Source organism: Sphingomonas sp. UYAg733 (assembly GCF_054057355.1).
This window is the reverse complement of sequence record NZ_JBSRZE010000003.1, coordinates 148934-162379: the sequence shown is the minus strand read 5'-3', so window position 1 is coordinate 162379 and position 13446 is coordinate 148934. Positions and strand designations below refer to the sequence as shown.

The following is a 13446-nucleotide window of genomic DNA, read 5'->3' as shown; positions in this document are numbered from 1 at the left end:
CGTGTTCTTTTATACCGTTTCCGGACTGTCGGTTGCGAGCTCGCTGGTGCTGCCCGGGCTGATCGCGGCGCCTGAGCTCCCCGGCATCACCCCCGATGTGGTCATTCGCCAAGGCGATGTTCCCGCCACGCTGGAGGACGCGGAATCGCTCGGCCCCACCTGGCAAGTCGCGCCGGGGCGTTTCCTGCTCGAAGTCCCCGGTATCATCCGCATGTTGTTGATCGAGGGGCGTGAGATCGTCTTCGCCACCGCCGATGATATCGCGCCGGAAGAAGCGGCGGTGTTCGTCAGCGGTACCGGCTTCGGTATCCTGCTGCATCAGCGCGAGCGCATCGTGCTCCACGCCAGCGCGGTCCGGGTGCGCGACAGCGCGGTGTTGTTCTGCGGACAATCCGGCGCCGGCAAATCGACCCTTGCCGCAGCTTTGTCCGATGCCGGTTATGATCTGGTCACCGATGATTTCTGCGGTATTTCGATGGACGCAAGCGGATTGCCCTGGGTCCAGCCCGACGGGCGCCAGCTCAAACTGTGGCAGAATTCGATCGACAAGCTCGACATGGCCGAACGCCGTGCCGCGCCGGTGCGCAAGGTGCTCGAGAAATTCTATGTCGAACCGCGTGCCGCGTCGATCGTCGCGCTGCCGCTCGCCGCGATCTATGTGCTGCGTGAGGCGCGGCCGCCGGCGATGCCGGGGATTCTGCGTCCCAATATCGTCGACGGCGCGCTGATGGTCCGCGGCAATGCCTATCGCCCGGCGATGGTGCGGCGGATGAAGCAGCAAGCGCTCTATTTCCAGGCTGCTGCATCGATCAGCCAGCGGGCGGGGGTGTTCACGCTGACCCGCGAGCTCAACTTCGCCAAATTCCCCGCCGTGATCGGCTGGCTCGAGGCGCATTGGCGCGAACTGGGCCTGCTGGAGCGCGCGGCTTGAGGAAGACCTACTGGCTCGCCTCCTATCCGAAATCGGGCAACACCTGGTTCCGGATGCTGGTCGCCAATCTACGCCGCGACACGCCGGTCGATATAAACGACATCCCGGAACGCAGCGGCATCGCCAGCGCGCGGGCCTGGTTCGATTCGATTCTGATGTTCCCGTCGTCGCTGCTCACACATGAGGAGTGCGACGGGCTCCGCCCGATGGTGTACGAAGCGCTGGCACAGGAAATCCACGAAGACGACCCGGAGGAGGTCGAGACGATGATCGGTCACACCCGCTTCGTTAAGACGCACGATTCCTACACTTACAATCCCGACGGCAGTGCCTTGATGGCGGGTCTCAAAGGTGCGGACGGCGCGATCCTGATCGTGCGCGACCCGCGTGACGTCGCGCCCTCGCTCGCCAATCACAATCGCACCAGCATCGACGATGCGATCGACTTCATGGCCGATGCCGGTTCGGCATTTTGCGGTCATCGCGACCGCCAGCCCAATCAGCTGCGCCAGCAACTGGCGGGATGGAGCGGTTTCATCCAGGCATGGCTGACACAGGCCGACATTCCGGTGCATCTGGTGCGTTACGAGGATATGCATGCCGACACCGGCGGCATGTTGCGAACCGCGCTCGCTTTTGCCGGCATCGACGCGACCGCTGACGAGGCCGCCCGCGCGGCCGGCTTTGCCGAGTTCGGCGAATTGAAGAAACAGGAAGAGGCACGCGGCTTTCGCGAAGCACCGCGACCCAAACCAGGTGCCGGTCCCGGCAGCTTCTTCCGTCGCGGGGTTTCGGGCGGGTGGCGTGATGAGCTAAGTACCGAACAGGTCGCGCGGATCGAACGCGACCACGGCCCGATGATGGCGCGGCTCGGTTATGCGTCGGCAAAGGACGGGGCGTCGGCAAAGGACGGGGCGCCGGCACAGGATATGACCGAAAGGATGGCGGGTTGATCGAACGACGGGGTGACTGGCTCAGCGCGCGCGTGGGCGATGAGATCATGATGATGAGCGCTGAGAAGGGCAATTATCTCGGCGTCAACGAGGTCGGCGCACGCATCTGGGAATTGATCGAGATGCCCATCGATATCGATGCGGTCTGCGCGGCGTTGCAGCGCGAGTTCGTGATTGAGCCCGGTACCTGCCGTACCGAGGTCGAGGCGTTCCTCGAACAGATGGAAAAACATGGCGCGGTTGCGGTCACTCACTCGTAAGATCCGCACGCTCGGCGGCGTCGGCCATCATCGGCGTGCGCTGGTGATCGAGGCTGCGGCGAGCATGTTGTCCGCGCGCGTGCGGCTGTTGCTGTTCCCCTTCGGCAAGATCGCCAAGACGCTTGGTGCGTTCGTGCCGCCGACCGATCCGCGCGTCGCGGCTCATGGCGAGGGTGCGACGCCCGGTCAGATGAAACTCGCCCGCGATATCGGTTGGGCGGTGCGTGCTTCGGCGCCATTCATGCCGTTCCGCTCGGTGTGCCTGCAACAGGCGATGGCCGCGCAGACGATGCTGCGGCGGCGCGGGATCGTCACTGTCATGCATTTCGGCGCCGGCCGCGGTGACGAGAAGCCAATCGATGCGCATGCCTGGCTCGATGCGGCGGGGGTCAAGGTGACTGGTTATCCGGTCGCGCCCAACCTCGCCGAAATCGGCTGTTTCGTCTGACATCCACCCGCTTCGGCTGCTCGGCGGAATGGGAGAAACTCGCCGCGCGGCACCGTCATGTCGAATTTTGGGCCTTCCTTTATTCGGATCGCGCGGTCCTCATGACGCTCGATATCTGCGCACTGCCCGGAGCCCAAGGCGGTGTCTGGCATGTCGGAAGGAATCTTCTCTATTGCAAACTCGCCGCCGCCCTATCGGCCCCGACGCCCGGGTGGCAGGGCATCCTGATCCGGCTGGTCGGCAAGCGCAGCCGCAGCGGCCCATGGCCGCCGCCCGCACTGGGCCAAACGACACACGCCGACTGCCAGCGACCTGTCCGCGCTCTATTCGATGGCTTACCGTTCGCGCCGTCCGGCGGCAGGTCGACCCCGCCGGCAAATTCGCCAATACGCATCTGACCGCGCTGTTCGGCACCAACCTGCCCGCGCACCGGCTTTGAGGATCACAGCATTGACCGACCTTAGGCTCCACCAGCATCTGATCAATCGGCCCGGTTCGCGCGCTGAGTTGAACACGCCGGTCCTGATCGTCGATCGCGACGCGCTCGACCGCAATATCGCGCTGATGGCCGATTTCGCCAGGGGCAAGGGACTGGGCCTGCGGCCGCATGCCAAGACGCATAAGAGCCTCGACATCGCCCGCCGCCAGGTCGCGGCGGGCGCGTCGGGTGTTTGCTGCGCCAAACTCGGCGAGGCCGAGGCGCTGACCGAGAGCGGCGAAATCCAGGATGTGCTGATCACCTCGCCGGTGGTGTCGGCGCCGGCGATCGCCCGCCTCGCCGCCTTGCACGCGCGGATAAGCGGCCTGATGGTCGTCGTCGATCATCCTGACAATGTCCGCGCACTGGCCGCTTCGGTTTCCGCCGATCACCCGCTCGGCGTGATGATCGACGTCGACCCCGGCATCCATCGCACCGGCGTCGCCTCGCTCGAAGCCGCGCTGTCGCTCGCCCGCGACATTGACGCGCAACCGTCGCTCAGCTTTCACGGCCTGCAATATTATTGCGGCGTGCAGCAGCATATCGAATCCTATGCCGATCGACGGACCGCGATCGCGGACCGCACCGCCTATCTGTCGGGTATCATCGCCGCACTGGAAGCTGCGGGCATGCCGCCCGCGATCGTCAGTGGCGGCGGCACGGGCACGCACCGCATCGACGCCGAACTCGGCGTGTTCACCGAACTTCAGGTCGGCTCCTATGTCTTCATGGATCGCCAATATGCCGAATGCGATCTCGCCGGTGATGGGGGGCAGCCGTTCGAAACCTCCCTGTTCGTCGATGCACGCATTGTCTGTGCCAACACGCCCGGCATGATCACGATCGACGCGGGCTTCAAGGCGTTCGCCACCGATGGCGGTGTGCCGGTGGTCAAGAACGGCGCACCGGCGGGGGCTACCTATCACTTCATGGGCGACGAACATGGCGCCATCTTTCCCTCGGGCGAGGGGCGCGTCATCGCCGAGATGATCAGCCTGCAGGTTCCCCACTGCGATCCGACGGTCAATCTTTACGACGCCTATCATGTCGTGCGCGGCGATATGCTGATCGATATCTGGCCGGTCACGGCGCGCGGGCGCTCGCGCTAGCCTCGTCGGCGTCAGCCTTTCCATTCACGCCAATAGAGTTGCGGTAAGGAACAGCGCCCTATTGATCCTTGGCTTTTTCGTAACTGTCGAGCGCGGCCTGATCCTCCTTCATGACCAATTCGCAGGCGAGCAGCGTCTTGCCGGGCAGCGAGGGGCTCTCGCGCGCGACGATCGACACGATTCCGGCATCGGGCAATGGCTGTTCCGCCGCCGGCAAGGCCCGGGTATAGCCCTTGCTCGATGAGCCAAGCAGCGAAGAACGCTCCGGCTCGAGCTGATAGCGCTTGGACAGCGCGTCGGCTTGCAGCCCCTCGACCAGCACGCCGACTGCCGTGCCAGCGAACACCACTTCCTTGCTGCTGAACCCATCCTGCCCGATCTCGTCGGGCATTTTGTAAACATAGGCGGTCAGCAGCGACGTGTCGGGTTTGGTGATCTTCTCGGCGGCTTCGTACAGCGTAGTGGCGGAGCCGGTCGTGTAAGGAGGTTTGCACAGCGCGGCGTCGTAGAACGGCCCCGCCGACGCGGCCGTGCCATGGAATAATCCCGCCAGGGCAATGGCGACGAGGGAGCTGCGAGCCATCGATATTCCTTCTAGCTGGAGCGTCATTTTCGAATCGCGATCAGGATGTCATGGCCCGGGGCGGGTCGAGATGACCGACGTGACTTCGCCGATCAGGGTCAACCGTCGGAAGCCATATGTTGTCGCCGCTGACATTTGCATCGACATGTATGATGTGTCAATATTGCGTGTGGCAAAACCGAGCTATCATCATGGTGATCTGGCCAATGCGCTCGTTGTCGCGGCAACCGCGATCGTCGAGCAGGATGGCCCGGAGGCGATCTCGCTGCGCGCGCTGGCGGAGCGGCTCGGCGTCTCGCGTGCCGCGCCCTATCGCCACTTCGCCGATCGCGACGCGCTGCTCGCGACAGTAGCGGCATGCGGGTTCGAGGACCTTGTGACGGCCTATGAGAATGCCTTGGCGGGGGCCGAAACCGGCGACGCAGCGCTACGACAGGGGTGGCGCATCTATCTCGACTTTGCCGAACAGCGCCCGGGCCTGTTCCAGCTGATGTTCGGCAGCGACCTGCTCGGTCGCGCGTCACCGCCGCCGGTGATGATCCCGCCGGCCAACCGCGCCTATGAACTGATCTGGGAGGCGATGCGCCGGGCCTATCCGGACCTTGGCGAGGAAGCGATAAAGGCGCGCACCATCACCGCCTGGTCGACGATCTACGGCTTCACAGCGCTCGATCGCGCGCGCCGCTGGAAACCGTTCATGACCAGATCGCTCGACCGCAGAGAGATTATCGATGCACTGATCGACGCCGCGACGATCGTGACGGCAACCGACGGCATAAAAAAACTTTAGCCTTTACGGCCTGAGCAACGGGACCTGCGCCAGCCGGCAAGTCCGAATTGGCCTCATCTCCGGTGTTCGCCCTCAGCCAATCGGCTTATATCGATCCGGCAACGACTCTCGGATGGTTGCGCGGATGGGGAGGCTGGCAATGTCCAATGTCTATGCCGGGCTCGGCGATGCCGGGCGCAAGCTTTATCTCTACAAGGCCGATCGCAAGACCAAGGTTCGGCAGATTCTCTGGGGTGACTGGCTGACTGTCGAGGGGGAGGAGCCCGACGGCTGGCTCAGGATCCAATGGTCCCCCAAATCCAATCCGCAGACGCTCTACATTCCCAAAGCCGATACCGTCGAACAGCGTCCGCTCGAGATCGTTTTTCTCGATGTCGGCCAGGGCGACGGCGCCGTTCTGATCACGCCGGAAACCGGTACGAAGGAAGGTGTGATCGTCATCGATGCCGGGGAGGGCGACAATATGGAGCGCTTCCTCAACGGTCGTTTCAAAGCCTATCGCGGTTTCAACTTCGATTCCGCCGTTATCACGCATCCCGACAGCGATCATTATCGCGGTTTCGGCGCGATCTTCGCCAATCCCAGGATCGGCTTCAAGACGATCTGGCAGAATGGACTTTTGGAACGGCCGATGGCGGGGACCTGGGCCAAGCTCGGATCCTTTGCCAAGGATCCGGTGAGCAAGATCGTCTATCAGACCGAGCTTGCCGAAACGGATGCCGACGTCCGTGCGCTGCTTCCCGATCGCGGGCTCAACGCAAAATATGGCTACCCCACGGTGATGCAGGCCGCGATCGATAATTCCAAGGTCGGGCAGATCGCGATGCTGTCCACCGAACATGGCCAGATCGAAGACGAACGCAGCTATATGCCGGGTTATGCGCCGTCGGACGGACGGGGTTATGCGATCGAGGTGCTTGGACCCGCGGTGGAGCGCGACGCCGCGGGCAAGGCGCGTTTGCGGCGGATCGGCAGCTCTTACGGCGAGACCAAGAATGGCCATTCCGTGTTGTTGCGGCTGACCTATGACCGGTTCAGCATTTTTTTCGGGGGGGATCTCAACGAACCCGCCGAGCGCTATTTGCTGACCCATTATGCCGGGCTTGCCGCGTTTCCGCCGGCCGGCGGGGCGGACTATCGCATGATGGTGGGCAAGGTCGCCCAGCGCTTCCGGTCGGACGTGATGAAGGTCTGCCACCACGGCTCGGAAAAAGTGACGGATGCCTTTCTTGAGGCGGTCAATCCGGCGTGCTTCATCATCTCATCGGGCGATGCGGAGGGGCATGTCCATCCTCGCCCCGACCTGCTCGGTCGCCTCGGGCGTGCCGGGCGCGGCGCGTCACCCGTGCTCCTGTCCACCGAGTTGCAACGTTCGACCCGTGAAAAGGCGGATAAGGCGCTAATCGACAAGATCGGACGCGCGGTGGCGCAGCTTGCCGCCGCTCCGTCTCCGGCGATTGTCGATGCGATCAACGCAGATCTTGCGACGCTGTCGAAGAGCAATGTCGATGTTTATGGCGCGATCTATCTCAAGACCGACGGCAAACGGCTTATCACCGCGTTCAAGATCGAGGCGCAGAGCGAAACCGACAAATGGTTCTATTATGAATATGCTTTCACTCCGGGCGGTGAACTGGTGCTGATCGACTGAGCCTCACCAGCATACAGACTATCAACCGACCGGGTGAAAAAGCGGGTAGGCGCGCCCGAACGGACGACGCCTACCCGCGAAAAACCCCCTAGCGCGGGTTCTTCTTCTTGTGCTTCTTCTCGGTCGTCGGATCGGTGGCGGCCGAAGAATCGTTTGCTGGCGCCATCGCATCGGCGGGCTGGCCAGCCTGTGGGTCGGCCGGCGCGGTCTGCGTCGTTGCCGGATCGGCCGATGGTGCCGGCGTCATGGCGGGATCCGCAGGGGCTGGGGCTGGGGCGGTTGGGGTGGTCTGCTCGGGCGTCGTTGGCGCCGGCGTCGTCTGAGCATAGGCCGCGACCGGCAAGGCTGCAGCCGCGATCAGAATAAATGCTGGAATCTTCATAGGTAAACTGTCCGCTCGCAAGCCGGCAGAACGCGCCGGCAAGCAACCATTAGAGGATTGCGAACCGCGCTTATAGTCGGACGGGATCGGCCCAACGTGCTTTACGGTCCGATTGATGATGAACCGTGTCATGTCTCCGTTGGAACGTGCGAGTCATGATCACTTCTTCCAGAGTATCCCCGCGATCTTCACACTATTCCGGGCTTATTGCCCAGGATCATCGGCCGATTCCATCGTTGATGGCGACATCCATTGACGCCAGACGAGCAGCAGCGCCGCCATTATCACGGGGCCGACGAACAGCCCGACCAGGCCGAGCTGCGCCAAACCGCCAAATGCACCGATCATCGCCAGCAGAAACGGCAGCTTGACCGCGCTGCCGATCACCGATGGCTGGACGACATTGTCGCCGACCGTCATCACCACCACGCCGAACGCAAAGAGCAAACCGCCGGCAAGGAAATCGCCATTGCCGATCAGGATCAGGCTGGCCAGGCCGAACGCTGCCCAGGCGCCGAACGGCACCAGCGCCAGAACTATTGTGAAGGTCGCGAAGAGCAGCGGCTGGGGCACGCCGGCCACGCCATAGCCGATGCCGATGATCGTTCCTTCCAGAACCGAAACGAGAACCGTGCCGTTCACGGTCGCTCGTACTGCGCCGATCATGCGCTCGAGAAACGCGCCGCCGAAACCGCCGAACATCCTGACCGAAACCTCGCGCGCGTGGGCGGCGATCTCCCGCCCGCGCGCCAATAGCGTCGCCAGCGCCAGCAACGTGACCAGGAACAGCGCCGATTCCTTGGCAACCTCGCCGCCGATCGATCGCGTCCAGCCGAGTACCGATGACGCGGTGAGCGTGCCTAACAGCGCGTTCGACCCTTGCGGATTGGCGACATGCTGCTGCCACCAGCCATTCAGCCGATCACCGACCAGCGGGATGCCGGCCAGCCAGGCGGGTGCGGCGATCCCGCTTTGTTGCGCATGCTTCAGCCATTCGAGCGCGCCCTGGCTTTCCTGCGCCAGCGTGACCGCGGCCAGCGAAAGCGGCAGAATGACCAGCAACGCGGTCGCGAGCGTGAAGAGTGCTGCGACCAGTCCCGGGCGGCCAGGCATGCGCCGCAGCGCCTTCTCGAAAAGCGGCCATTCGGCAATCGCCAGCACCGCTGCCCAGGCAATCGGCGTCAGGAATTCCGACGCGATCCAGCAAGAGAGCAGGACGATGGCGAGCGTCAGATAGAGCTGGCGCGTTCGCACCCGATCGGGCTCGGCAACGTATTGGACGCCGGCCTGCTGACCGGGCTTGGCCATCGCGTCGCTTTCGGGCTCAATCGGCATTGGTGCTCGATGCGAATATTTCAAACCACATGTCGACGCTCCGGCGGACGATCCGCCCGATACCCGTCTCTTCCTTCTGGAAAAATTGGGCAAGTCTTGGGCTATGCAAGGCCTTTGCCATTGACAGAAAGAATTGCCTCAGCCGGGCATTCTTCCGAAGGGCAGCAGTTTTCGCGCCAGCGCGGCGGCGGTCTTGCCGTCATTGGCGCGCAGGGCGGGCAGGATCGCGATGGCGCTGCGTTTCATAACGATATCGAGCGAGGTGAGCGTGGTGGCGCGGGCGGCGGCTTCGGCCAATTTGCGCGCTTCGACGACATTGCCGCTGTTGGATCGTATCCGCATCATCGCCGCCAGCCCCAGGAAGAACGCTCCCTGGTTGCTTAGCGCAACGGCGCGGGCGAGTGCCGCTTCACCTGTCTGCGCCTTGGCGCCCAGCATCGTCCGGGCCATGAAGCCGCCCAACTGGTCGATGGCATCGAGATGCCAGCCGGCGATGACCATCTGTGCTTCGGCATCTCGCGGATAACGCGCCGCCAGCGCTTCGAATATAGCCAGCGACGTGCGGGCGTCGGACCGGCTGCGCGTGAGCTTGGCGCGGTAACCGATGGCAACGCCGCGCTGAAGCGTCGCTTCATGGTCGCCGGGACGCTCGGCCAAAAGCCGGTCCGACATGGCGATCGCGCGACCGATCAGAACCAGCGCCTTGGCTTTGTCGGTGGTTTGAAAGGCCGCGGTGGTCAGCAGCTCGCGCGGGGTGTTGGCCATGGCGGGGACGGCTGCCACGGCGAATGTCACCGCCGCGCCAGTAATCATTGGGCGCCATATGGCCATGGTGATCGGCATGCGGGTTCCTCGATAGTCCGTTGGTTGTGATCGCCCGATGACGGGAGGCGTCGGCGCAACGATGACCGACAGCTTGAACCTGACTAGCCGCTATCGTCGCCAAAGGCGATGCTCGGACGTCTCAGCTGCCCGGTCCCTGATATATGGGGTAGCGGCGCCGCGAGCGCCCTCGCCAAACAGGGCTTATCTGGGCGAGATATGCTCTCATTGGCCTTGAACGTAGCTTTGGCTCGATTCAGTTGCTTGTCTGCCATCATTATGTCTGCGCTCCGGTGCGGAAGTTTGCACGTCACCGCAAAAGCCAATCCGCCGAAAAATTTGCATCGAGCAGACCCGGAATCGAGCAGGCCATGACCTCCACCATCTATTCCCGATATTCCCGCAGCACTTCCGTAAAATACCCGTGCGGGCTCGCCGCTTTTCCCGCAGTTTTTCCCGCAGCTTCCCGCAGGAACCCCAAAAAAGCATTTTCCCGCAGCAATACCCGCAACTGCGGGAATTCGGATGGCAGCGGGGCACCAAGGCGCTGTGGCGCGGAACGGAACAATTCCACCGATTCAATCCCGTCTGACCAACCGTTACTTCATTCAAACGGCACTATAAAAACGCCGCTCGCTCTTTCACATAATGAAAATCAGACCGACCATTTGCCTATGCCGGATGGGGTGGCGACGGGAACGGCGTTACGACACCAGCCGCCTCTCCCGCGACCGACACCAACATGATCCGCATCGAGCGCAGCGCGATCCGCATGGTCATGGCGAGGTCATGTTGAAATTGTCCGGCCAGCGGTTCAACACCGTCATCTTCCAGCATGTCGAGTAGATGAATTTCGTCGGGCGTGAAGGCGGCATCCGATGGGCCGCCCGCCTGAAAACGTCGCCCGAACCGCGCCTCGAACAGGGTCATGACGCTGTCGAGTACCGGCGCCAGCAGGCCGGCGCCCAATGTTTCGAGGCGCTCGTACAGGCTGAACTGGACCGGGTCACCGGTATCGCGCGCGATGCGCCAGCTCCTTGCGCCTTCGATGATGGTCCAGACGGCGGAGGGGGCGGGCGCGAAACGCATGGGGGTGCCTTCTTGACTTTCCCCTTAGGCTGGCTCGCTTTTGCGACTTATTCGCAGACGATAGGCCGGCTCTGTTACACCCGCAAGACAGAAATGGCGCGTTCGATCGTCTCGTGCACGACGCAGCATCCTCATAATTCTGCCAAAAAAGCGGATCGCGAGAAAAATATATCGCGACCGGCTTTTGTCGAAAGTCGCCATTGTTCGGTCGCCCCCGAAGTGAAAGAAGTGTGATAATTGGGGGAGGTAAGGCGGCAGTTTATGGAAAATGACACTTCGCAAGGAGCCGCGCGCGCCCGACGGCATGTGGTGGTCGTAGGCGGCGGGTTCGGAGGCCTCCAGGTCGTTGAGCACCTCAAAGGCGTCGGGGTCGCCATCACCTTGGTCGACCAGCGGAATTATCATCTTTTCCAGCCGCTTTTGTATCAGGTCGCTACCGCCTCACTGACCGCATCGGAAATAGCGTGGCCGATCCGCGCGATGGTTCATAACCGCCCCGATGTATCGACCGTGCTCGGAACGGCAGTCGGCGTGGACATGAATGGCCGGCGGCTCCTGTTGGGCGACGGCAGCGCCATTTCGTACGATATTCTCGTTCTGGCTACCGGGGCACGCCACGGCTATTTCGGACATGATGATTGGGAGCCTTTCGCCCCAGGTCTAAAGACAATCGAGGATGCTACGCGGATGCGCAGCCAAATCCTCCTGGCGTTCGAACAGGCAGAGCGCGAGAGCGATTTGGACCGTCGCGCGGCGCTGTTGACCTTCGTCGTCATCGGTGCCGGGCCGACTGGTGTCGAACTCGCAGGGACGATTGCGGACCTCGCACGCGACACGCTGCCACCGGATTTCCGCGCGATCGACACGCATATGGCTCGCGTCGTTCTGATTGAAGCCGGACCCCAGGTCCTGCCGGGCTATGCAGAGGATCTCTCGAGCTATGCTCGCCGCGCCTTAGAGCAACTCGGCGTCGAGGTGGTCCTCGGCCACGCTGTGACGGAGGTCACTGCCGGAGGTGTCAAATTCGGTGACCAGCACATTACCGCTTCAACGATTATATGGGCGGCGGGAGTTCGCGCTTCGCCGGCGGCCTTGTGGCTCGGCGTTCCCGCTGATGGCAATGGCCGTATTCTGGTCGAGCCCGATTTGTCTATTCCCGGACACCCGGAAATCTTTGCGGTCGGCGACACAATTTCAGTCGCAGCCTTAGACGGAAAACCCGTTCCCGGCATCGCCCCGGCCGCCAAGCAAGGAGGACGCTATGTGGCGAGCGTTATTCGCAGCCGGCTCGACGATAAATCTGCGCCAGCCCCGTTCCGGTACCATCACGACGGTAGCCTGGCGCAGATCGGCAAGCGCAGAGCGGTTGCCGATTTCGGCTGGATCAAGCTTCGCGGCCCGACCGCCTGGTGGCTGTGGGGTATAGCGCACATCTATTTCCTCGTCGGCGTTCGGGCACGTCTGGGCGTGGCCTTGAACTGGCTCTGGATCCATTTTCGCAATCAGCGCAGCGCGCGGCTGATCACGCATTCCCCGCTACAGCTTGATAAGATGGGGTCAGATCATGCCAACGAATGATAGTCCGTCCCGCGAGCCGGGAATGTCGACAACACGCGTCGGCGTAATCGTCGGCAGCCTCAGGCAGGCCTCTTATTCACGTCGCCTCGCCCGGGCTCTCATCGACCGAGCGCCGGCCGACTGGGCATGTACGATCATCGAGATAGCGGACCTCCCGCTGTATAATCAGGACCTCGAAATTGAAGCTCCGCGACAATGGACCCGGTTTCGCGAGGAGATCGGTGGCTGCGATGCCATGCTATTTGTCACGCCAGAATATAACCGCTCAATTCCTGGAGCACTCAAGAACGCGACCGACATAGGTTCGCGTCCCACGAGCGAGAATAAGTTTGAAGGCTTGCCCGCCGCAATCGTCACGGTCACTCCTTTTTCCGGCGGCGGGGCAGCAGCCAATCACGCGCTACGCCAGTCATTTGTCTTCCTCAACCTGGCTGTGATGCAGCAGCCCGAAGCTTATATAAGTCATGTCGACGATCTGGTTGACGACCAGGGGAGGGTGTCGAACGAAGAGGGAGACAAGTTGCTCCGTCGATTTATGGCTGGGTTCTCCCGGTGGGTCGAAAGGGTCGGGTTCGGCAGAGCCCAACCGCTCGACCAGTTTTTGAGCCTGAGAAAAGCCGCCTTTGAAGCCTATATCAAAGGCGACGCGGCACCCCTCGTTCGGATGGAGACGGCCGCCCCGGCGACTTTTTTTCCAGCAAACGGGGGACTCGTGGAAGGTGCAGAAGCGATAACTCAGGTACTTCGGAATGGTGCAGAGGTGTTCTGGCCGGGTTGCGAAGGGAATATAGAGGTGGCTGGATCTGGATCGAGCGGTGGCCTCGCCTGGTGGAGCTGCATTCACCGGATGACGGGGAACCCAACAGGAGAAACCCCACCTTCGTTGAAAGCCTTGCGCATCACCGAGGTTTTCCGGGAGGAGCATGATGGATGGAAAGTCGTTCATCGGCATGAAGATTTAGCCGGGCCAATGACCTGAAGGCAAAATGACGACGATCCATCACAAATTTCTGGTGGGTTCGACAAATTTCGACCGC

Annotated in this window: 15 protein-coding genes; 9 read left to right on the top strand and 6 right to left on the bottom strand. The window is 62.4% G+C overall.

Annotated features, from left to right (window positions below):
- Position 1: 1 nt before the first annotated feature.
- The 5 genes from ACVWZA_RS08170 (at position 2) to ACVWZA_RS08150 (ending at position 4179) form a co-directional block, all read left to right on the top strand.
- Positions 2 to 931 (top strand): hypothetical protein, encoded by a 930-nt coding sequence (locus tag ACVWZA_RS08170; protein ID WP_457310696.1) that lies wholly within the window; start codon positions 2 to 4, stop codon positions 929 to 931.
- Positions 928 to 1884 carry a sulfotransferase domain-containing protein gene (locus ACVWZA_RS08165; protein ID WP_457310695.1) on the top strand — a complete coding sequence of 319 codons (957 nt, stop codon included), beginning with the start codon at positions 928 to 930 and terminating at the stop codon, positions 1882 to 1884. The genes ACVWZA_RS08170 and ACVWZA_RS08165 overlap by 4 nt, the downstream gene beginning before the upstream one ends.
- Positions 1881 to 2144, top strand: a complete 264-nt coding sequence (locus ACVWZA_RS08160) for a PqqD family peptide modification chaperone (RefSeq protein WP_457310694.1) — start codon at positions 1881 to 1883, stop codon at positions 2142 to 2144. Before ACVWZA_RS08165 ends, ACVWZA_RS08160 begins: the two co-directional genes overlap by 4 nt.
- Entirely contained in the window at positions 2116 to 2592 is a 477-nt protein-coding gene (locus ACVWZA_RS08155; protein ID WP_457310693.1) for a lasso peptide biosynthesis B2 protein, read from the top strand. Before ACVWZA_RS08160 ends, ACVWZA_RS08155 begins: the two co-directional genes overlap by 29 nt.
- A 450-nt stretch (positions 2593 to 3042) precedes the next feature.
- Positions 3043 to 4179, top strand: a complete 1137-nt coding sequence (locus ACVWZA_RS08150; protein WP_457310692.1) for a DSD1 family PLP-dependent enzyme — start codon at positions 3043 to 3045, stop codon at positions 4177 to 4179.
- Positions 4180 to 4237: 58 nt separating this feature from the next.
- Here the strand turns inward: ACVWZA_RS08150 and ACVWZA_RS08145 are convergent, their stop codons facing one another.
- A complete protein-coding gene (locus tag ACVWZA_RS08145; protein ID WP_457310691.1) occupies positions 4238 to 4762 on the bottom strand; it encodes a hypothetical protein in 525 nt (174 codons plus the stop codon).
- Between the two features lie 70 nt (positions 4763 to 4832).
- On the opposite strand from ACVWZA_RS08145, the gene ACVWZA_RS08140 reads away from it, so the two are divergent.
- Together ACVWZA_RS08140 and ACVWZA_RS08135 are read left to right on the top strand one after the other, a co-directional pair.
- Positions 4833 to 5552 (top strand): TetR/AcrR family transcriptional regulator, encoded by a 720-nt coding sequence (locus tag ACVWZA_RS08140; protein ID WP_457310690.1) that lies wholly within the window; start codon positions 4833 to 4835, stop codon positions 5550 to 5552.
- Between the two features lie 139 nt (positions 5553 to 5691).
- Positions 5692 to 7203: a ComEC/Rec2 family competence protein gene (locus tag ACVWZA_RS08135; RefSeq protein WP_457310689.1), complete on the top strand. Its 1512-nt coding sequence runs from the start codon at positions 5692 to 5694 to the stop codon at positions 7201 to 7203.
- Between the two features lie 88 nt (positions 7204 to 7291).
- Here the strand turns inward: ACVWZA_RS08135 and ACVWZA_RS08130 are convergent, their stop codons facing one another.
- The 5 genes from ACVWZA_RS08130 to ACVWZA_RS08110 form a co-directional block, all read right to left on the bottom strand.
- Positions 7292 to 7585: a hypothetical protein gene (locus tag ACVWZA_RS08130; RefSeq protein WP_457310688.1), complete on the bottom strand. Its 294-nt coding sequence runs from the start codon at positions 7583 to 7585 to the stop codon at positions 7292 to 7294.
- A 204-nt stretch (positions 7586 to 7789) separates the two neighbouring features.
- Positions 7790 to 8920 (bottom strand): AI-2E family transporter, encoded by a 1131-nt coding sequence (locus ACVWZA_RS08125; RefSeq protein WP_457310687.1) that lies wholly within the window; start codon positions 8918 to 8920, stop codon positions 7790 to 7792.
- Positions 8921 to 9058: 138 nt separating this feature from the next.
- Positions 9059 to 9763 carry a hypothetical protein gene (locus ACVWZA_RS08120; protein WP_457310686.1) on the bottom strand — a complete coding sequence of 235 codons (705 nt, stop codon included), beginning with the start codon at positions 9761 to 9763 and terminating at the stop codon, positions 9059 to 9061.
- A gap of 364 nt (positions 9764 to 10127) precedes the next feature.
- A complete protein-coding gene (locus ACVWZA_RS08115) occupies positions 10128 to 10316 on the bottom strand; it encodes a hypothetical protein (RefSeq protein ID WP_457310685.1) in 189 nt (62 codons plus the stop codon).
- Positions 10317 to 10414: 98 nt separating this feature from the next.
- Positions 10415 to 10831, bottom strand: coding sequence for a hypothetical protein (locus tag ACVWZA_RS08110; RefSeq protein WP_457310684.1), 417 nt, complete (start codon positions 10829 to 10831; stop codon positions 10415 to 10417).
- Between the two features lie 261 nt (positions 10832 to 11092).
- On the opposite strand from ACVWZA_RS08110, the gene ACVWZA_RS08105 reads away from it, so the two are divergent.
- Together ACVWZA_RS08105 and ACVWZA_RS08100 are read left to right on the top strand one after the other, a co-directional pair.
- Positions 11093 to 12409, top strand: coding sequence for an NAD(P)/FAD-dependent oxidoreductase (locus ACVWZA_RS08105; protein ID WP_457310683.1), 1317 nt, complete (start codon positions 11093 to 11095; stop codon positions 12407 to 12409).
- Between the two features lie 22 nt (positions 12410 to 12431).
- Complete coding sequence (locus tag ACVWZA_RS08100; RefSeq protein WP_457310682.1) at positions 12432 to 13388, top strand: NAD(P)H-dependent oxidoreductase; 957 nt, start codon at positions 12432 to 12434, stop codon at positions 13386 to 13388.
- Positions 13389 to 13446 lie beyond the last annotated feature (58 nt).